Genomic DNA, 18920 nt, shown 5'->3' on the forward strand with positions numbered 1-18920 from the left:
GGTCCGCACATGTCACTCTTCTCCGGTGTACACATACGGAAAAAGAACCAGTGCGGCTGCAGAAAACACGGCATCGAAGGCGGTAGCCATGCCGATCCAGCTTGAAACATCGACGACGCCAACTCCGGCCAGTCCAGCTTCGAACAAACGAATTCCAGCCAGTAATGCCGGGATAAGCAATGGAAACAAAATGACGGTCATCAGCGATTCACGAGTTGAATTACCGGCAGACAGCGCTCCCAAAAGTGATCCCAACGCGCATACAGCCACATCAACGAGCACTCCCGCGACACCAAACAGCCACAACGGTCCATCGATGGGTTGTCCGAGAAACACCACAGTCGCCAAAGCGAAAACACATTGACAGGCAACAAGTAAAATACCACCAGCAAGAGCTTTTCCCAACCAAACCGCCTGAACGGGGGCCGGTGAAAGTACAAGGCCGATACGTGCTCCGGACTGTTCTTCATATCCATACAATGTATTGAAGACCAGAACCTGAGCAAACACGGTTGAGAGCCAGAATACGGCAGACGCACTCACCGCGGGCATCACATCCCCCGGATTGCGTGATAAGCTAAATAAAAAGATGAGCAAAAGACCAAGAAGAACCGATTGCAGGACTCCACGCATGCCATGAAACGACAACCGGAGGTCTTTTGACGCGATATGGAGAGTAGCACCTAACATGATGCCATATCCAGGACTGCCGCCGCATCATACGATGCGGCCGGGCCGTGATACACAATCGATTTATTGGAGAGCGCCAAAGCCGTGTCGGCAACAGCAATATCAGTATCAACATGGTGACTGACAAAGACAATCGCTGTCCCTGCATCGCGCAGGATTTCCATTTCCCACAAAAGCGCCTGGCGTGAAGCAACATCCAGGCCAGTGTCGGGTTCATCGAGGAAGAGCAGTCTCGGTTTGAGCATATAGACTCGCGCCAAACTCAACTTCTGCATCATACCCCGTGAAAAGACTCGTGCGTATTCATCGGCGTAATCGAAAAGGCCGACTTGCTTCAAAGCGGCATCCACTTCATCAGCATCGACCTCTCGTCCATGCAGGCGCAGCCAGAATACGAGATTGTGTCTCGCACTCAAATCCCGATACACGAACGTCTTATGCCCAAGGTACGCAAGATCCCCCGGGAGAAGATCAGATTGCACGCTTCCCGTTGAAGGCGGAATGAGCCCAGCCATAATACGTAATAATGTGGTTTTCCCTGCTCCATTCGCCCCGGCTAATAATGTAATGGACTGAGGAACCACATCGACATGAATATTTTTGAGAATAAGCCGTTCACCAAAAAACTTGCTCATGGAACGAACACGCAAAAGTGGAGCAATGTTTTCATCCGGTGTGGCAACACGGTGCGCCTCCGTTGTCGGACGGGGTGCAGCCATTAGGAACGCCTCACGCGATACCGACGAAGCGCAACAAGTCCAGCCAAGCACATTAAAGTGCCGCCAATCCAAATCCAATTGACAAGCGGATTGATGCTTACTTTGATACTCGCCGAACCGGATTCGGTAAATGCGAGTAATGTCGCATACACTTCATCGCCAAGGGACGGAATAACCGAGACTTCGGCAAAAGGCTGATTGAAATTATGGTAGACACGACGCTGTGGATGGAGAACGCCGACCCGCTTTCCCGCTTTTTCGACGAGAATTTCCGCCTCGGCAATGGCCATGGCTGGCGTTTTCGATTGCGTCACAGCCTTGTAAGTAAAACGATAGCCACCTTCTTCAAACGACTGGTCAGGCTTGAGGATCGCTTCACGGTTCAATTGGTATGGACCGGAGACGGCAATACCAATGACGACGAAGGCCAAACCAGCATGAACCAGATATGCCCCAAGCGCACCGGAATGCCTGCGTGCTGCCGGCTTCGTAATAAAGAGAATAAGAATACCGGCCAAACAAACCAACGCAGAAGCAATACAAATGACTGAGACAGGGAGTGTGATACCCAAAACAGCCGATCCCACGGCCGCCAGCACCAAACCCGCCACAAGCAATCCCATGCTTTTCATGGACACCGGTTTCTCCGTAACAGGCAACCACGGACAGATAGCCACAAGAAGCATGACCACAGCAAACAGAGGAGGACAAACACGGTTGTAGAAACCAGCGTCAAGGCCAACTGGACTTTGTGTGAACGGCTTGGACAAAACTGGCCACATTGTCCCAAGGAATACCACCAGCCCAAGTGCAATCATGAGCCAGACGAGTACGGTTACGGTTCCGGACAACGTGAGCATGCCACTTAACGGTCTGTTATGAAAATCGACATGTGGCACCACGACAAACAACACGATTGCCGTCACAAACACGGTGTAGAGAACAAACAGCAGCAGTGGTAAGCCTACGCCTCCATCGCCAAAAGCATGTAACGAATCGATAACACCGCTTCGCACAAGATATGTTCCAAAGAAACACAGGACGAGGGTCAGCATGGCCAAAAAGACATTGGTCTTGCCAAAAATTTTGAACCGACGTCCGACAATGGCTGTGTGGATGAAGGCGGTTCCGACAAGCCACGGAATAAGGGAAGCATTTTCAACCGGGTCCCAGGCCCAGTAGCCACCCCACCCCAACTCCATATATGACCACCAACCACCAAGAATAATACCGGCGGTCAGGAAGACCCATGAAATGATGGTGAAATTTCGACTCCGGTCGAGCCATCCTGTTTCATCCGTCATCCAAGCAGCCAACCCAAGACAGGCCGGTACACAAAATCCGGCATATCCCAAAAACAACAGCGGTGGATGAAAGATCATTCCGGGATTCTGCAAAAGAGGATTGAGTCCTTTGCCATCAGCCGGAGCTGGGGACAGGCCGATGAACGGATTGTTCGGTCCCGTCAACACGAGCAAGAAGAACGCAAGGACACTCAAATAAAACAACCAAAACAATCGTTTTGTACTATCTGACATGGTTTCATAGGCCGGTGTCAGAGAAAAAATAAGCCCGCACAGCGATGTCATCCATCCCCAAAAGAGGATAGAACCGGCCTGCCCTGCCCAAAACGCCGTTATTGTATAAAACATTGGCAGAAGCGAATCGGTATAATCTGCAACGTATTTATAGGAGAAATCTTGGCTCCACAGTGCATAAAACAACACTCCGGAACTCAGCGAAAACAGAAGGCAAATAAGCGTTTGTCCACGCTCAAGCAGAAGCACTCCGTCTTTTTGTTTTCGATATGTCTGATATGCCGCGGTTCCGGCGAGAAACAAGGCCATGACGAGGGCAGCCAGCAAGGACCAATAAGCAACAAGTCGCATTCGCACTCCTTCCTTGTGCAAAAAAACAAAAAGCCCGCTTTACCGGGCACATTGGAACCGGGCCAATCGAGGTGTCTAATCGGGAAAAACCGACATTGTCAATGAAGGGAATCAGCCCTGATTTTCTTGCTTTTTGTACTTGGACGGACACTTCGTCATGAGCGTACTGGCATTGAATATACCTGCAGTCGGCTTGTATGCACCTTCAACAATCACTTCGACGCCGGGTTTAAACGTATCGGGAACAACACCAGCATATTCAACTCGAATAGATTTTCCTGCATCGACTTTATCAGCCAGAGAAAACGTCACACCAAGGTTGCCTTCGGCAGATTCGATGCGATCAGGGGAAACAGTTCCAAAGAGACGAGCTTGATTGAGCTTTCCTGGTTCGAGAGCCAATGCCTCCGAGACATTGAGAAAATAGACGCTATTTTCGCCAAGCCCCGTAAAAATAAGATAGCCCAGCCCTCCCAGAAACAGGATTGCTGCGACAAGGTATACACTCGAATTTTTTTTGCCGGCCATTGTTACCTCAATACTTCTCGTTTCGGTGTGACCGCAACCACACCACTAGGATTAATTCCTAACGAGGAATCAACCCTCATCATACCTCACCTTATCCCCCCGGGCAAGCCTCCACAGATGAACTTCCCTGAAAAATGTGTTTTTCATTCTGTAATCATCGGTGCGGCTCCACGAAAGAGGCAACTTTTTTTTCGTGATGTTTACTTCGAGACAGACGATGTGTTTAATCGATGTTCCCACCCTGATTGAGTAGGCTTTCTCTTTGGATTCGTGCAAGTTCTCGCATATCGGCGACCTGGTCAGTTTCATCAACGATTTCTTTGCCCAAGATTTCTTCAAGGACATCTTCAAGGCTGACAACACCACCCACACCGCCGTACTCATCGAGGACAACAAAGAGATGCATTCGTGATTCGAGAAACTTTATCAGTAACCTATCCAACGTCATTGTTTCCAACGCAAATTGAACGGGTTTCATGAGATCGCCAATCATGACATCGTCTTGATCATTGGCTAAAGCTTCAAGAACCTGGCGTCGATAGACAATACCAACAACATCTTCGGCATCATCATTCTCATACACGGGAATACGGCTATGTGGCCAATAGGATTTGTATTCCCGGGCTTGGGCGACGGTCATATCCGCAGGGAGCGAAAACACGACAGTACGCGGCGTCATGATGTCGCGTACAACTTTTTTATCCAGCGTGAGAATATTTTTGATGGAAAGTTCTTCATACGGTTTGATGACCCCGGCTTTCCTGGTAAGCGAGGCTAACGCAAAAATATCTTCTTCCGTGGACTGCGGCCCTTTTTTGCCAGAATCAACAATCTTCACAAGCAAGCCACCAACCCAAATAATCGGCGCCATAATGAAAACAAGGACGCGCAATGGCGGTCCCATGACTCCAGCAATATTTCGATTATACACGACGCCAACGGTTTTCGGGATTATTTCTCCAAAAACCAAGATAAGCGCGGTAAATCCCAGTGTAAATATCCACAGGTATTGTTCGCCCATCACTTCCACGGCCGCAGCTCCGGCCAAGGATGCACCGGCGATGTTGGCAAAGGTGTTGAGCGTTAAAATAGCTGTAATGGGGCGCTCGACCTGCGAACGCAAACGGTACAAGTCTTCACCGGACTTTTTTCCACTCTTGCGAAGAGTTTCAATCCAGCTCCACGGGATGGAATAGAGGGCGGCCTCACTGACGGAGCAAAACGCCGACGCCAATACAGCGAAAGTCACCGCCACGACGAGTTCAATCATAGGAGGTATATCAAGAACATGAAAGTGGTTGCCAATATACTGATAACGACTCTCTGGATACAGGTTGTTTGACAAATTGGTCTTGCAAACAGATCAGATAAGCATTGTCAGGATACGGGATGAAACGCCCTGATGCAAGAGGTTTCGGAGGTCTGTCCTGGTTGTTCTCCCAAACAGTGATGGACCGGCCTGCATACCGTGAACGATTACTGTGCCACTCTGGGGAGAAAAAAACGTTCCGTGATTTCATCCACCACGATATCAGGATTCACTTCAGTGATTAACGCTTTGTCAAAAAAACGTGGCGCCCCGTCATGTGGAGGTTTCATCCACACGTACACGCCTTCACTGAAGCTCTCTGCCACAAAAGGCAGCAGTTCCCAAAAAAAAGAATCGTGAAAAAATATGCCACGCGGCAACTTAGAATCCTCAATGACAGAGCATAACGGGGGTTGAAAAAATTCGACGTTCTGGTCCGTCAGTGTCACAGGACGCGCTTTGGCTGGCTTTTTGGAAAGATAGTAATAGCGCGTTTCTTTGACGTAATCCTGCAGCCCCAGCATGAATGACAAATCACCGGGAACTTCATCAAAGGAATCTTCGTTGAAATCCTTCCTCGAAAGTACCGGCGTTGACGGGATGATCTTACGGATCTCCTCCATCATCATGCGATACCCGACAAAAGCGCCACGGACATTCCAATGACTGTCCGTCGCATAGAAAATCTGCGTTTTTTTCTTGGCATCCAGCAGCACAGGCCGCAAATCAACAACATCCAGCGTGGAATGTGCCTTCAGATAATCAAGGGCCTGATCAAGCCGAGACGTTTTGCCAACCTGTTTGAATATTTCCGGTAAATACTCGGGATAGATTGTTTCTTTCGACGGCGCCACAACAAGCATATAATGCTTTCCACGTTGTGCGAGCCAATCGGCGCGAGCTTGGTAATCGTCGCGCAGTGCTTGGAGTTCAGGTTCCGTCAAAGGTGTCGCTGACCGATGCTCCATAAGAACATCACGCGAACCATCTTTTGCTAAATACATCCAACCATCTTTACCAGTGATAACGGACGCTGAAAAAACGGAGGATGAAGCAATAAAGCGGGTTGTTGCGTAATTATACCAACTGATCAAAATGCTGCGAAAGGGATAATGCGTTTCGAGATACCCAGAACGCAATACATCAAAATATCGACCGAACCCAACCGGATGCAAAGTAAATTCCGGAAGCGTCTTGCCACCGATTTCAGAAACTTCCACCGTTGAAGCGAGTCCGGTCAACTTTGCTGCGAGAGGCAAAGAAATGAGGACAAGAAATATCAGGCTCGAAACAAGAGCCGTAACAAAACGCAGCCGAGTATTGGATGAAATCAAGGACAACCTCGTTTTCGCAATGCCGCTTCAAATCGAGAGGCAGGTGTCATTTTCTTCGTGTCGAGTGGGAACGTTCCATATCTCGGAAATCATTCCCCGCATACGCTCAAGCCCATGCTCGACCGCTTCGGGCACAAAAAACGTGATACTTTTTCCTGAAAGGAAGCGCTCTCTAACAAGCGTGGCGCTGATGTCAAGTCGTGGCATACGTACGTAGTGCAGAGTTCGATCGGGTGACAGCGACCAGCAGTCATCGTTTTTTTGCTCAAGAAGTGCAAATTGTTGACGATGTGTGTCCAGGAATGCTTCGACATCCGCTCTTCCTTTGTTCCCGCGTTCTATGACGACAAGATTGGCAACCGTCCATAATTCCAGACCGCGGTGCCATGTTGGAAGACTCAACAAGTCCCAGGTTCCCATAAGATAATAAATCTGCTTGCCTGGATTCTCGCGTTGATACTGCGCCAAAGTATCTATGGTGTAGGAAGGCCCCGGTCTGCTTTCCTCGATATCGTTAACAAACACCCCGGGAAGATCGGCCACTGCCAAGTGCACAAGTTCGCGGCGCACGGCAAACGGCAAAATTCCTTTTTCTGACTTGTGAGGTGGTCTGGCAGACGGCACAAGATCGACCCGGTGAAGACCGAGCGCCTCCTGCGCTTCCAAGACTAAACGCAAATGGGCAATGTGAATGGGGTTGAAACTTCCTCCATACACGCCGAGTCGAAAAGTGTGCCGATCCATTAAAGAATATCCAATGCCTGGGGTAATGAAGAGCACTTCCCACACCAAGGGAAGTGCTCTCCCAAAAAGATAAAAAAGGTTCGGTTCCTTAGTAACTCAGGACCGGATTTGACCTTTGCCAAACACAACGAATTTAGCGCTTGTAAGCTCTTTAACGCCCATAACACCATACGAATGCAGTTTCGATGTACTAATACCGATTTCCGCACCCAGCCCGAGCTGTCCACCGTCATTAAAGCGTGTTGAGCAATTGACTCCGGCCATCGATGTATCGACGAGGCGAATAAATTCCATGGCGCGTTCATAATTCGTTGTCAAAATGACATCGGTATGATTCGAACCGTATTCAGCAATATGAGCACGAGCTGCGTCCATATCGTCGACGACTTTGACCGCTAAAATGAGGTCATGAAATTCGTATCCATAATCGGCATCCGTTGCCGCTTGAGCTGTATCGCCAAGCAGGGGCAACGATGCGGCACAGGCACGAAAACTGACGCCGTCTTTCCCAAGACGGGAACCGATCTCAGGGAGAACGGTTTGGGCCGCGTCTTTATGAACCAACAAACATTCCAAGGCATTACAAACGCCCGGACGCTGAACTTTGGCGTTATGAACCACCTCGACGACTTCATCCAGATTACATTCGGCATCCACATAAATATGGCAAACGCCCTTGTAGTGCTTCAAGACGGGCATACGCGCCTGTTCGACAACAGCCCGGATGAGCCCTTCCCCACCACGAGGAATAATGACGTCAATATAGTCGTCCAACTTCAACAGTGCCGTCACGGCAGCTCGGTCTGTTGTTTTGACGAGTTGAACGGCATCTCTCGGCAAGCCATTTTGTTCAAGAGCCGTCGAGAGAATATCGGCTAGACATGAGTTGGAATGGATGGCTTCTTTCCCCCCGCGCAAAATGACGGCATTTCCTGCGAGAAGGCAAAGAATCGCCGAATCCACGGTGACGTTGGGCCGTGATTCGTAAATCATGGCAATAACGCCGAGCGGAATGCGCATACGGCCGACCATGAGCCCATTGGGGCGTTGCCACATGGATTCCATCTCTCCCACAGGATCGGAAATAGCCGCGACTTCTCCGCATGCCATTATCATAGAATCAAGAACTTTTTGGTCAATGCGCAGCCGGTCCATTTTCGGAGCATCGAGTCCATTTTGGGCTGCAGCGTCTAAATCCTTAGCATTGGCTTCGAAAATAGCTTTTTTATTTTTTTCAAGTAGTACAGCCAAGTCGGAAATGGCTTTGGCTTTTTGTTGGCCACCAGCCCCCGCCAACACGGCCCCAGCTCGTTTCGCCCGCTTGGCCAAGTCAAGCATTTGCGTTTCAATATCCATACGACAGAACTCCCTATGGTATCATACCGGCGTAGCGAAAATCGAAATTCGTCACGCCGTCCGGCACGTTTTGTTGATAAGGGAAAACCGGCAACAGCCGGTCGACACTGGGAAAAACTACTCTGCGGTTTCCCAAAAAGTCAACGGGTGCATTCGAAAACCTTGAACTTCTGGCCCCTATCTGTTTTGACAAATATCTGGTTTTTCCATTATCTACTACGGTTCTTTCATTTGCTGAATACACTATGAACTTTAATGGAGAATTCACATATGTCCACTAAAAAGCCCACATCTGGGCCCGCGTCACATACTGATGGTGGTTTTTTGAACGCTGTTGCCGAAGAAACGCATGAAGAACTTCACCCGCTGTTGACGGCGCTCGGAAGAAATTGGAAACAGCTAGCCTTTGGTATTACTTTGCTTCTCGCCGTTGTCATCGGTCGTAGTATTTATCTTAACCATGTCGATTCGGTTGCCACTCAAGCCAACCAGGATCTTCAGACCATTTTAACGGACAAATCGGGAAGCGACCTGATCACCGCTCTGAATGACTTTGCGAAAACTGCCCCGGATTCAGTCAAACCATCTATATATCTCGAAACCGCTAAAGCTGCTCAAGATTCAGGAGATTTTGCCGCGGCCCAAGCTGCTTGGAAAAACCTGGCAAGTGTGGCCGACAGCGACATCAAACCGCTTGCCCTTCTGGGTGAAGCCGATGCGATGGCCCATCAAAAACAATTTTCCGAAGCTGTAACAGTCCTTGAGGCACTGCAAAAAAGTGCCCCGAAGGCCATGGAACCGGTCGTGGCGTCGCGCTTGGCCACGGTTGCCGAGCAGGCTGGAAATTATGAGATGGCATTGGCCAGTTATGAAAAGATGAAGACCATCGCCAACATGCCGTTGATGGAGTTTATCGACTTCAAGATTGAGCAATTGAAAAGCCGGACAGAGACACCCGACAATGCGAAAGAAGCCGCTTCATCGTAGAAGCGTGCTGCTTCCAGCTCTTTTCGGCAATTGACAATAATCCCCCTTTTGCCTTCAACACGGAGTAAACCTCATGCCTAATCCGCTGCTTGCGGACGCGCCCGGACAGGTCCATTTTTTACTTGGGAACGAAGCCATCGTCAGAGGGGCTCTGGAAGCAGGTGTGCAGTTTATATCCTGCTATCCTGGTACCCCATCATCCGAAGTGCCTGACACATTTTTCCGGCTCGCCTCTGATGCATCCTTCACGTTCGAATATTCGATCAATGAAAAAGTGGCTATGGAAGTGGCTGGCGGCGCAGCTCTGGCCGGTGTCCCGACACTTGTTACCATGAAGCACGTTGGAGTCAACGTCGCGGCTGACCCTCTCATGACATTGTCGTATATCAGCACACCGGGAGGCCTTGTCATTTTGTCTGCCGATGATCCGGGGTGTCATTCCAGCCAAAATGAACAGGATAATCGGTATTACGCACGGTTGGCGAAGATCCCCTGCTTCGAACCGTCGACGGCGCAGGAATGCAAAGACTACATGATTGAGGCTATGCGCTTCTCCATTGAACATGCTCAACCTGTCATGTTGCGCACAACCACCCGCGTCAACCATATTCGGGGCGCTGTCACATTCGGCGCATTGCCTGTCTCTACGCACAATGCACCGTTCGAGCGTGAGCCCGTCCAATTTGTGCCAGTCCCTGCGTTTTCGCGCATTCAGCATCAGCGGCTATTGTCTCGATTGACAACGTTCTCCGAAAAAAGTGAATTCTCTCCCCTGAATACGATTACCGGACAAGGCAAAGTCGGTGTCATCACTTCGGGCATCTGCCGTGCCTATCTGCACGATGCGCTCCTCGATGAAGATGCAACCGAGTTGGTCAAGTGTTTCGAACTCGGAATGACACACCCCTTGCCGGAAAAGCGCATTCTCGACTTTGTTTCCGGGCTCGACACGCTCATCATATTGGAAGAGCTTGAGCCTATTCTCGAAACCGCCATTCGTGCATTGCTGCAGAAACATCACGTATCACTTGAAGTTGTTGGCAAAGGGGAAGATGCACCGCTCAATGACGAGTATTCTACGGTATTGGTACGCCGAATCCTTCGACGGGCTCTTGGCCGACCGGTAGAACAGAACAAAATCTGTCAGCCTCAAGCAACGCTTCCGAAACGTCCGCCGAATTTGTGCGCGGGCTGCCCACACCGGGCAAGCTACCATGCGGTGCGTGAAGTTTTTGGTGAAGATGTCTATTTTTCGTCCGACATCGGATGTTACACGCTTGGTTTTCTGCCCCCCTTCCGCGCTGTCGATTTTATCCTCTGTATGGGGTCAAGTATTAGTGCGGGAAGCGGCTTCTCCAAAGCATCGGGGAAACCCGTTATCAGTTTTATCGGTGATTCCACGTTCTTTCACTCCGGGATTACCGGACTGATCAACGCCGTTTTCAACAATCACGATATTCTCCTTGTCATTCTCGACAATCGCACAACAGCAATGACCGGTCATCAGCCGCACCCCGGTGTGAGCGATACCGTGCTTGGTCCTGCTGAATCCCGTGTCGACATTGAGGGTATTGTCCGGGCATGCGGCGTCGCACACGTCGCAAAGGTCAACCCATTCAACAAACAAGCAACCGTTACGGCATTAGAACAGATGCGTGACACATCGGGAGTTCGCGTCCTTATCCTTGAAGCTCCCTGCCCGATTCATGACAAAAAAATCGGGAAGAAAGGGAAGCCAATGGTGGCATCCGTTGAAGGCGATCCCACCCAAAGCGAACACTGTTTGGAAAGCCTGGCCTGCCCGGCATTTCATAAACGCACTGGTACATTCGATATCGATCCCGATCATTGCGCCGGATGTATGTATTGTTTGCAGGTCGGTTCCAACATCAAGGCCCAAAAGCGAGGCGCGAAATGAAGCGGGCACGCATTTTCCTCACAGGTGTAGGCGGACAGGGAACACTGACTGCAACCAAAATTCTGGCTCTTACAGCCATGGATGCCGGCCTTGAGGTCACTTCAGGAGAAATCCATGGTATGGCACAACGTGGTGGCGTCGTCGAATCGACGATCCTCATCGGTGGCTATAGAAGCCCGAAGATTTCTCATGGTGAAGCCGATTTGTTGCTTGGCTTCGAACTCCTTGAAACCCTGCGGGCTCTGCCGTATCTTAAAAAAGGCGGAACGATTATTTCGAATTCGGAATCAATTCTACCTCCCGGAGTGGCCAAGGGGGTTGAAACGTATCCCGATGTCGATGCGGTCGCTCAACAAGCCCAGAGTTGTGGACTGACTATTTCGTTTTTGCCTTGCAAAACGCTCGGGTTGAAGGCTGGCGCCGTACAAAGCGCGAACATGGTCTTGCTCGGTGCATTTCTGGCCAAAGATTTGTTGCCGTTTGGTGTTGAGGCACTCAAGCAGTCGGTGCGAACTTATCTCAAACCCAAACTTGTCGATTTGAACCTCCACGCCATTGACCTTGGCGTCCAAGCTGCAAGTGAATAATGCGTCATGACCGCTTTTGCTCAATTCGATGACGGGTCTCCTCTGTTCCTCAGTGCTCTTCAGCGTATCATCGAGGAAATCGGTGCCGACCGGTCCATCAGACAGTCCCTGGATATTGCCTTGGACACACTCATTAATATGCTTGGCTACAAACGAGTGTATCTCGACCTGTTTGACCTGCCGATGCGCAATTCAAAAATGAGTATCACCAAAGGCGGTGAAAACAGCTTCCAACATCTTTACGCACCTGGCCCGCTTGTAACGGGCCAGGTCGTTGCAACCAAACGTCGTCTCATTATTGAGAATATTAACGATCACCCTGACTTTTATGGACGCCCTCCGGCAGAACTCGATAGTCTGTCTTTCTTATGCGTGCCGGTCATGTCTGCGCCGGTGATAGGACGGAGTAATCTCCCGGCATCGGATCAGGAACAGGGGCGAACCGTATTGGGCACATTGAGCTTGGATATTCCCAAAGCTCCTCTCATTTTTCTGGAGACACACTGCCGCTTTCTTGAAGTACTTGCCGCGTTATTTGGCAACACTGTGCCCAAGCTTGCCGAAGAACTTGTCAAACCCATGAAAAAACGTCCGGAACCGTCCATCCCGACGCCTCTGGACGATGTGGTTCCGACGAATGTCCTGGCCGTATCCAAAAGCATGCGTCTCGTTATGCGCCAAATTAGCCAGACAGCACTCAACGATACGCCGGTGCTGTTGCGTGGTGAAGAAGGAACTGGACGAGAATTTCTCGCTGAAAGTTTGCATAAACAAAGCAACAGACGTGATAAGCCGTTTCTCAAAGTGCAGTTTCTCACCGAGCCGGAAGAACACCTCGAACGGAAGTTGTTCGGGATTCAAAAAGGCGGTCCTTCGCAACATACGCAATCCAAGCGCAGTGTTTTCGAGTTGGCCCAGGGAGGTATTGTTTACCTGGATGGCATTGAGGAAATGAGTCTAAGCTGCCAGCAAGAACTGCTTCGTGTCTTGCAAGAAGGAGCGGTTCAACGCATCGACGCAGACAGTCCTATTCCTGTCGATGTGCGCGTCGTCGCGTCCACGGCGTCGTCTCTGGAAGATATGATGGCCACTGGAACCTTTCTCGAAGACCTCTACTACAGTCTGAGTGTCTACCCGATTTACGTTCCATCGCTACGCGATCGCTCAAGTGATATTTTGCCGCTGGCCGAATCATTTCTGCAAGAATTTGCCAAAGCACAAGGCAAAACGATCAAGCGAATATCCACCCCCGCCATTGATCTCTTGCATCAATACCACTGGCCGGACAATGTCAGTGAATTGCGAAGTTGTATTGATCGGGCCGTCGCCAATTGCGACGAGGGCGTTATTCGAGCCTATCACCTCCCGCCAACGCTGCAAACCGCAGAAAGCTCAGGGACGGAACCCATGCTCTCATTCGGTGAAGCTGTCGCCAAATTCGAAGAAGAATTGTTGGTCGAAGCACTGAAAAAAGCTAGCGGGAACATGTTTCAAGCAGCCAAGAATCTTCATGAGAGCTATCGCGTGGTAAACTATAAAGTCAAAAAGCATGGCCTCGATCCCAAACGATTTTCAGGTCATAAAAAACGATAACTCTCCACGGCCTCTACGAGAAAACGGCTTGCACCCTTTTGAGGATGCAAGCCGTTCTTTTTTCTTATAATAACTGGATTTACCAGCCAAGAACGTAGGCAAAAATAAGAGGCGCCACAATGGACGCATCGGAATTGATCATAAAACGAGGCGTATCAACGTCCAATTTTCCCCACGTAATTTTTTCATTGGGAACAGCACCGGAATACGATCCATACGATGTTGTGCTGTCGCCAATCTGGGCGAAGTAAGCCCAGAACGGTGTATCCTCGAGTTCCATATCTTGAATGAGCATCGGAACAACGCATATGGGGAAATCACCGGCAATACCACCACCAATTTGGAAAAAGCCAATGGGGGCCTTCTCATCCTTCATTTGGAGGTACCAGCTTGCCAATTTCTCCATTTGCTCGGTACCGCTCCGAACGGCATGGTGTCCACGTACATGCCCACGCATGACTTCAGAGCAAAAAATATTGCCGAGTGTGCTGTCTTCAAAACCGGGGCTGAAAATGGGGATTCCTTTTTCTTTTGCCGCGACAACCCAAGAATGCTCGACCGGAATTTGGAAAAACGATTTCACTTCAGGGTTGTCGAGCAAATCGAAAATGAACTCGTATGGAAACTTCGGATCATTGGATTCTGCGGCCACGCGCCATTGCTCAACAAGCATTGTCTGCACTTGACGCATTACACCTTCGGGAATGCAGGTGTCGGTAACCCGGTTGAGCCCCTGGTCATAGAGTTTTTTCTCTGCTTCGGGGGACAAATCCCGATATTCGGGTACCATTTTGTACTCATTATGATTGAAGAGGTTGAATAAATCCTCTTCAAGATTAGCAGCAGTACAACAAATCGCATGAACTTTGTCTTGACGAATCATTTCAGCCAAAGAAACACCAATCTCAGCCGTACTCATCGCTCCAGCCATGGAGAGAAACATTTTTCCCCCGCCCTGAAGCAGGTCATTCCACGCTTTGGCCGCGTCAAGCGTTTCCCGAGCGTTAAAATGACGGAAATGGGTTTCCAAAAATGAAGACACCGTAGTCATGTGGACTCCTTTATAAAGAAAAACATCATACACACGGTCGTTACCCAGAGGGCACTCCATGTTTTAAGGGTGATCACCAACAGGCGAAACAGTATCTGATCACGGAGCGAACGCGCGTCAGATAGCACGATTCAATAGTGTTAAAAAGTCTTCTGCAATGCTCGTATCAACAGGATATGAACGCTTGCTTATTGGATACACAACCTCTGCTCATGAACATCAATCACCTCAACAAGAGAGATCACAACGGGATCATTTACAATATCTCAAACATCCCGTAAGAGCGAGGTTACTCATCATTGTTGTTCATTCCATGCCGTCCGCGCACATTGTGTCCTTTGCTCGTATATCGAGCAAACACGACAACGCATGCAGTAACCATCAATGTCACGGAGAATGCGATCGTATTTCTACCACCCAAGACGGACTATCACATTTTCCGTTTTTGAGGACGTTCTCTACCGGTAAGTGCCCGAGTCTTTTGGTCGTTAACAAGGAAGCAGCATGGCCGATACATTCTCCCGTCCCTGGCTCTCACAATATGCCGACATCGTAAAAAATCCGATGTCGTATGAAGAAAAACCGCTTTTTTCCATATTGGACGCCGCAGCAGAGTCGTCACCGAAACGAACAGCTATCCGTTTTAAAAACACCCACATCAGCTACCAGCGTCTTAGAACACTCAGTGAAACCGTTGCCGGGGGATTGGCTGCGAGCGGATACGGACCAGGCGACCGTATTGCCATCATGTTGCCCAACCTTCCTCAAACCATCATTGCATATCTCGGCGTCCTCAAAGCGGGTTGCACCGTTGTCATGGTCAACCCATTGTACATGGATACCGAACTCAACCACATCCTATCCGACGCCAGCATCAAGGCCTTGTTTATTCTTGACAGGCTCTACGTCAAGCACAAAACATTACTTGACCAACATAATCTTAATAATATTTATGTTACTGGAATTGCCGATGGCTTGTCATTTCCACTGAACCTGATCTACCCATTCAAAGCTCGCAAAGAGGGAACCCACCCCTATATCCCATATGACTGGAAACACGTTCAACCGTTTTCCTTACTCACCTCGGGAAAAACACCGTTGAGCGTCTCCACAATCGACCCCAAGCGTGACCTTGCCGCCATTCAGTATACGGGTGGAACTACAGGGCTGGCCAAAGGCGTCATGCTGAGTCATTTCAATCTCCTCACCAATGTGGCGCAATGTCGCGCCATGCTTCACTCCATTGGAGAAAAGCCCGAAGTTTTTTTAGGACTCCTACCGTACTTCCATATTTACGGACTAACAGTCTGTTTGAACTATGCCATGGCATGCCGAGCCACCTTGGTTCCTGTCCCACGGTTTATCCCTTTAGAAACACTGAAGGCCATCCATAAAACCAAACCCACGGTTTTTCCTGGGGCTCCATCGGTGTATATTGCCCTCATGCAACAAAAGGACTTTGAGCGCTACGATGTGTCCAGCATTACCTACTGCGTCTCAGGGTCAGCCCCCATGCCCGTAGAACTCATGGAACGATTTGAAAAGGTTGCCAATGCAAAAATCCTGGAAGGCTACGGTCTCAGCGAAGCATCACCCGTAACTCATCTTAATCCTATCAGTGGGAAACGAAAAGCAGGCTCCATTGGTCTACCGTTCCCCGATACCGACGCTCGTATTGTCGATTTAGAGACGGGAACACAAGATATGCCCATAGGCCAACCCGGTGAATTGATCGTGAAAGGCCCGCAAGTCATGCAAGGCTATCTTAATCAACCAGAAGAAACCAACGATGCCTTACGTGACGGTTGGCTTTACACTGGAGATATTGCGGTTATGGACGACGAAGGTTATTTTTTCATTGTCGACCGTAAGAAAGACATCATCCTTGCGGGTGGATTCAATGTCTACCCTCGAGAAGTGGAAGAAGCACTGTATGAATATCCCGATGTGGCCGAAGCAGTCGTATTCGGAGCTCCACATCACACACGTGGTGAGATCGTCAAGGCCGTCATCGTTCCCCGTGAAGGAACATCGCCCCAAAAGTCGGATGTCCTATTATTTTTGCGAAAACGCCTCGCCCACTATAAAGTCCCGAAATCCGTAGAGATACGAGATACCCTTCCCAAGAGTATGGTCGGTAAAGTGCTGCGCCGAGTTTTACGAGAAGAAGAAAAAGAACGTATCGACGCTCAACACACTTCCGCTTAATGTATATTTGCCATGTAAAACGCCTGACCAGAGTCAGGCGTTTTACATGGCTTTATCAGGACTTCGCTACGCAAGAAGCGATTCGATCGCTTTTTTAATTCCATTGCTATCAAGACCAAGATTCGAGCGGAGGAGACGTTGTGGTCCGTGCTCGACAAATTGATCCGGCAACCCTACACGGCAAATACGCACATTATGCAAAGCGTCGTGATCGGCCAAGCATTCGAGAACGGCAGAACTCAGTCCACCAACTTTCGTATTTTCTTCAACAAGAATAAGTTTGTCGTGTGTTTTCGCCAACTCAAGAATTTGTGCTTCTGGCAACGGCTTCACAAAGCGCGTATTGAACACTGCAATATCAACGCCTTTTTCTTTCTTCAATTCTTCTGCAGCGACAAGAGCAGGATGAACGCGTGATCCAATGGCGATAACCGCCGCATCCGCTCCGTCACGCAACAGTTCCCCTTCTCCAATGGTGATCGTTTTGGGCGTCGCCGAAAGAGTTGCTCCCACTCCAACACCACGAGGATACCGAATTGCCACCGGGGAATTCATAGATACCGCGGTTGTCAGCATACTCTGCAATTCTGCTTCATCCTTGGGTGCCATAACCGTTATATTGGGAATATGCCGCAAGTAGGACAAATCAAAGGCACCGTGGTGAGTTGCGCCATCTTCGCCAACGAGACCTCCTCGGTCGAGACAGAGCACAACATGAAGGTTCTGCAAGCACACGTCGTGTACGATCTGATCGTAGGATCGTTGGAGAAACGTCGAATAGATGGCGACAACCGGAACAAATCCCTGACTGGCCAAACCGGCAGCAAACGTGACGGCATGCTGCTCGCAGATGCCAACATCGACAAATTGCTCAGGATAGTTCTTGGCAAAACATGCCAAACCGGTCCCTTCGGGCATCGCCGCTGTTATAGCCACAATTTTTTTGTTTTCCTTTGCCAACGTGCACAAGGTATCGCCGAAGACCTTGGTATAGGAAGGCAATCCTCCAGGGCCAAGCTTTTCCGCTGCTCCTGTTTCCGGCTCAAACGAACCTACTCCATGAAAGTACGTTGGATTCGATTCAGCCGGTGTATAGCCTTTTCCTTTAGTGGTCAGGGCATGCACCAAAACAGGACCATCGAGTTCCTTAACCTGTTCGAAAACCTCGACCATTTGTTCTATGTTATGACCATCAATAGGACCAACATAGTTAAACCGAAAGGCTTCAAACAACATTCCCGGAGTGAAGAAATTCTTTACGGATTCTTCTGTACGTTTGGCATAGGTAACGAGATCGTCACCAAACGGAAACTGCTTCAAACGTGATTCCATGTCCTTTTTAAATCGCAGAAACCAACGATTGGAGAGCTTGCGGCTTAAAAAGAGCGACAATGCGCCCACATTAGGGGAAATGGACATTTCATTGTCGTTGAGTACCACCAGCAGCTTGCGGCCTTCCCCACCGGCCTGGTTAAGGCCTTCATAGGCCAATCCCCCGGTCATGGACCCGTCACCAATCACCGCGACAACATGATTGTCCTCATTATTCAGATCTCTCGCCATAGCCATACCCAAGGCGGCAGAAATGGATGTGCTCGAATGGCCGACACCAAAGTGGTCATACGGGCTTTCAGCCGGCCGGGGAAATCCGCTGACCCCGCCGTATGTACGCAAGGTATGGAAAGTTTCGAGGCGGCCGGTCAGAATTTTGTAAGCATAGGCTTGGTGACCAACATCCCAAATAATTTTGTCGTCTTTCGGATGAAACGCCTTGAGCAGTGCGAGGGTCAACTCCACAACGCCAAGCGATGGCGCCAAATGCCCTCCGTTCATGGAGACCGTGCTGATAATAAGCTGACGTACCTCATCGGCAAGCCCCCGAAGCTCATCCAGACTCATATTGGCCACGATACCGGGTGTTTTAACTTCCGGCAAAAGACACAGCCGGCAGTCGAGAGATTGACTCATAATCATGCCTCCGGTGATTCATTATCCTTCATCAGGGTA

General features: G+C 49.6%; 15 protein-coding genes. 5 read left to right on the forward strand and 10 right to left on the reverse strand.

Going from position 1 to position 18920, the window contains the following annotated elements:
* Positions 1 to 12: 12 nt before the first annotated feature.
* From G451_RS0114785 to G451_RS0114820, 8 genes are all read right to left on the reverse strand, one after another.
* Complete coding sequence (locus G451_RS0114785; protein WP_027184864.1) at positions 13 to 690, reverse strand: heme exporter protein CcmB; 678 nt, start codon at positions 688 to 690, stop codon at positions 13 to 15.
* Complete coding sequence (locus tag G451_RS0114790) at positions 684 to 1409, reverse strand: ABC transporter ATP-binding protein (RefSeq protein ID WP_084448596.1); 726 nt, start codon at positions 1407 to 1409, stop codon at positions 684 to 686. Before G451_RS0114790 ends, G451_RS0114785 begins: the two co-directional genes overlap by 7 nt.
* On the reverse strand, positions 1409 to 3298 hold the full coding sequence (locus G451_RS0114795; protein ID WP_027184866.1) for a heme lyase CcmF/NrfE family subunit: 1890 nt from the start codon (positions 3296 to 3298) through the stop codon (positions 1409 to 1411). Before G451_RS0114795 ends, G451_RS0114790 begins: the two co-directional genes overlap by 1 nt.
* Positions 3299 to 3409: 111 nt before the next feature.
* Entirely contained in the window at positions 3410 to 3826 is a 417-nt protein-coding gene (locus tag G451_RS0114800) for a cytochrome c maturation protein CcmE (protein ID WP_027184867.1), read from the reverse strand.
* Between the two features lie 223 nt (positions 3827 to 4049).
* On the reverse strand, positions 4050 to 5096 hold the full coding sequence (locus G451_RS0114805; RefSeq protein ID WP_027184868.1) for a hemolysin family protein: 1047 nt from the start codon (positions 5094 to 5096) through the stop codon (positions 4050 to 4052).
* A 206-nt stretch (positions 5097 to 5302) separates the two neighbouring features.
* Positions 5303 to 6469, reverse strand: coding sequence for an alginate O-acetyltransferase AlgX-related protein (locus tag G451_RS29660; RefSeq protein WP_051261538.1), 1167 nt, complete (start codon positions 6467 to 6469; stop codon positions 5303 to 5305).
* Between the two features lie 27 nt (positions 6470 to 6496).
* Positions 6497 to 7213 (reverse strand): nicotinate (nicotinamide) nucleotide adenylyltransferase, encoded by a 717-nt coding sequence (gene nadD, locus G451_RS0114815; RefSeq protein ID WP_027184869.1) that lies wholly within the window; start codon positions 7211 to 7213, stop codon positions 6497 to 6499.
* Between the two features lie 96 nt (positions 7214 to 7309).
* Positions 7310 to 8569 (reverse strand): glutamate-5-semialdehyde dehydrogenase, encoded by a 1260-nt coding sequence (locus G451_RS0114820; protein WP_027184870.1) that lies wholly within the window; start codon positions 8567 to 8569, stop codon positions 7310 to 7312.
* 270 nt (positions 8570 to 8839) lie between these two features.
* On the opposite strand from G451_RS0114820, the gene G451_RS32915 reads away from it, so the two are divergent.
* From G451_RS32915 to G451_RS0114840, 4 genes are all read left to right on the forward strand, one after another.
* On the forward strand, positions 8840 to 9556 hold the full coding sequence (locus G451_RS32915; protein WP_051261539.1) for a tetratricopeptide repeat protein: 717 nt from the start codon (positions 8840 to 8842) through the stop codon (positions 9554 to 9556).
* A gap of 73 nt (positions 9557 to 9629) precedes the next feature.
* Positions 9630 to 11474, forward strand: a complete 1845-nt coding sequence (iorA, locus tag G451_RS0114830) for an indolepyruvate ferredoxin oxidoreductase subunit alpha (RefSeq protein ID WP_027184871.1) — start codon at positions 9630 to 9632, stop codon at positions 11472 to 11474.
* Complete coding sequence (locus G451_RS0114835; protein ID WP_027184872.1) at positions 11471 to 12061, forward strand: indolepyruvate oxidoreductase subunit beta; 591 nt, start codon at positions 11471 to 11473, stop codon at positions 12059 to 12061. The genes iorA and G451_RS0114835 overlap by 4 nt, the downstream gene beginning before the upstream one ends.
* Positions 12062 to 12067: 6 nt before the next feature.
* Positions 12068 to 13654, forward strand: coding sequence for a sigma 54-interacting transcriptional regulator (locus G451_RS0114840; protein ID WP_027184873.1), 1587 nt, complete (start codon positions 12068 to 12070; stop codon positions 13652 to 13654).
* Positions 13655 to 13733: 79 nt separating this feature from the next.
* Here the strand turns inward: G451_RS0114840 and G451_RS0114845 are convergent, their stop codons facing one another.
* The gene (locus G451_RS0114845) at positions 13734 to 14705 is read right to left on the reverse strand and encodes a deoxyhypusine synthase family protein (RefSeq protein WP_027184874.1); all 972 of its coding nucleotides are present in this window, start codon (positions 14703 to 14705) and stop codon (positions 13734 to 13736) included.
* A gap of 504 nt (positions 14706 to 15209) precedes the next feature.
* Between G451_RS0114845 and G451_RS0114850 the strand changes: the two genes are divergently transcribed.
* Positions 15210 to 16913, forward strand: coding sequence for a long-chain-fatty-acid--CoA ligase (locus G451_RS0114850; RefSeq protein WP_027184875.1), 1704 nt, complete (start codon positions 15210 to 15212; stop codon positions 16911 to 16913).
* Positions 16914 to 16979: 66 nt separating this feature from the next.
* Here G451_RS0114850 and dxs read toward each other — a convergent pair whose 3' ends face one another.
* Positions 16980 to 18881: a 1-deoxy-D-xylulose-5-phosphate synthase gene (gene dxs / locus G451_RS0114855; protein WP_027184876.1), complete on the reverse strand. Its 1902-nt coding sequence runs from the start codon at positions 18879 to 18881 to the stop codon at positions 16980 to 16982.
* Positions 18882 to 18920 lie beyond the last annotated feature (39 nt).

Source organism: Desulfovibrio inopinatus DSM 10711, assembly GCF_000429305.1.
Lineage (GTDB): Bacteria > Desulfobacterota > Desulfovibrionia > Desulfovibrionales > Desulfovibrionaceae > Alteridesulfovibrio > Alteridesulfovibrio inopinatus.

Bases quoted from the DNA above. Each gene is read 5' to 3' on its own strand.
- G451_RS0114785 (WP_027184864.1), bottom strand. From the start codon at position 690: ATGTTAGGTGCTACTCTCCATATCGCGTCAAAAGACCTCCGGTTGTCG.
- G451_RS0114790 (WP_084448596.1), bottom strand. From the start codon at position 1,409: ATGGCTGCACCCCGTCCGACAACGGAGGCGCACCGTGTTGCCACACCG.
- G451_RS0114795 (WP_027184866.1), bottom strand. From the start codon at position 3,298: ATGCGACTTGTTGCTTATTGGTCCTTGCTGGCTGCCCTCGTCATGGCC.
- G451_RS0114800 (WP_027184867.1), bottom strand. From the start codon at position 3,826: ATGGCCGGCAAAAAAAATTCGAGTGTATACCTTGTCGCAGCAATCCTG.
- G451_RS0114805 (WP_027184868.1), bottom strand. From the start codon at position 5,096: ATGATTGAACTCGTCGTGGCGGTGACTTTCGCTGTATTGGCGTCGGCG.
- nadD (WP_027184869.1), bottom strand. From the start codon at position 7,213: ATGGATCGGCACACTTTTCGACTCGGCGTGTATGGAGGAAGTTTCAAC.
- G451_RS0114820 (WP_027184870.1), bottom strand. From the start codon at position 8,569: ATGGATATTGAAACGCAAATGCTTGACTTGGCCAAGCGGGCGAAACGA.
- G451_RS32915 (WP_051261539.1), top strand. From the start codon at position 8,840: ATGTCCACTAAAAAGCCCACATCTGGGCCCGCGTCACATACTGATGGT.
- iorA (WP_027184871.1), top strand. From the start codon at position 9,630: ATGCCTAATCCGCTGCTTGCGGACGCGCCCGGACAGGTCCATTTTTTA.
- G451_RS0114835 (WP_027184872.1), top strand. From the start codon at position 11,471: ATGAAGCGGGCACGCATTTTCCTCACAGGTGTAGGCGGACAGGGAACA.
- G451_RS0114840 (WP_027184873.1), top strand. From the start codon at position 12,068: ATGACCGCTTTTGCTCAATTCGATGACGGGTCTCCTCTGTTCCTCAGT.
- G451_RS0114845 (WP_027184874.1), bottom strand. From the start codon at position 14,705: ATGACTACGGTGTCTTCATTTTTGGAAACCCATTTCCGTCATTTTAAC.
- G451_RS0114850 (WP_027184875.1), top strand. From the start codon at position 15,210: ATGGCCGATACATTCTCCCGTCCCTGGCTCTCACAATATGCCGACATC.
- dxs (WP_027184876.1), bottom strand. From the start codon at position 18,881: ATGAGTCAATCTCTCGACTGCCGGCTGTGTCTTTTGCCGGAAGTTAAA.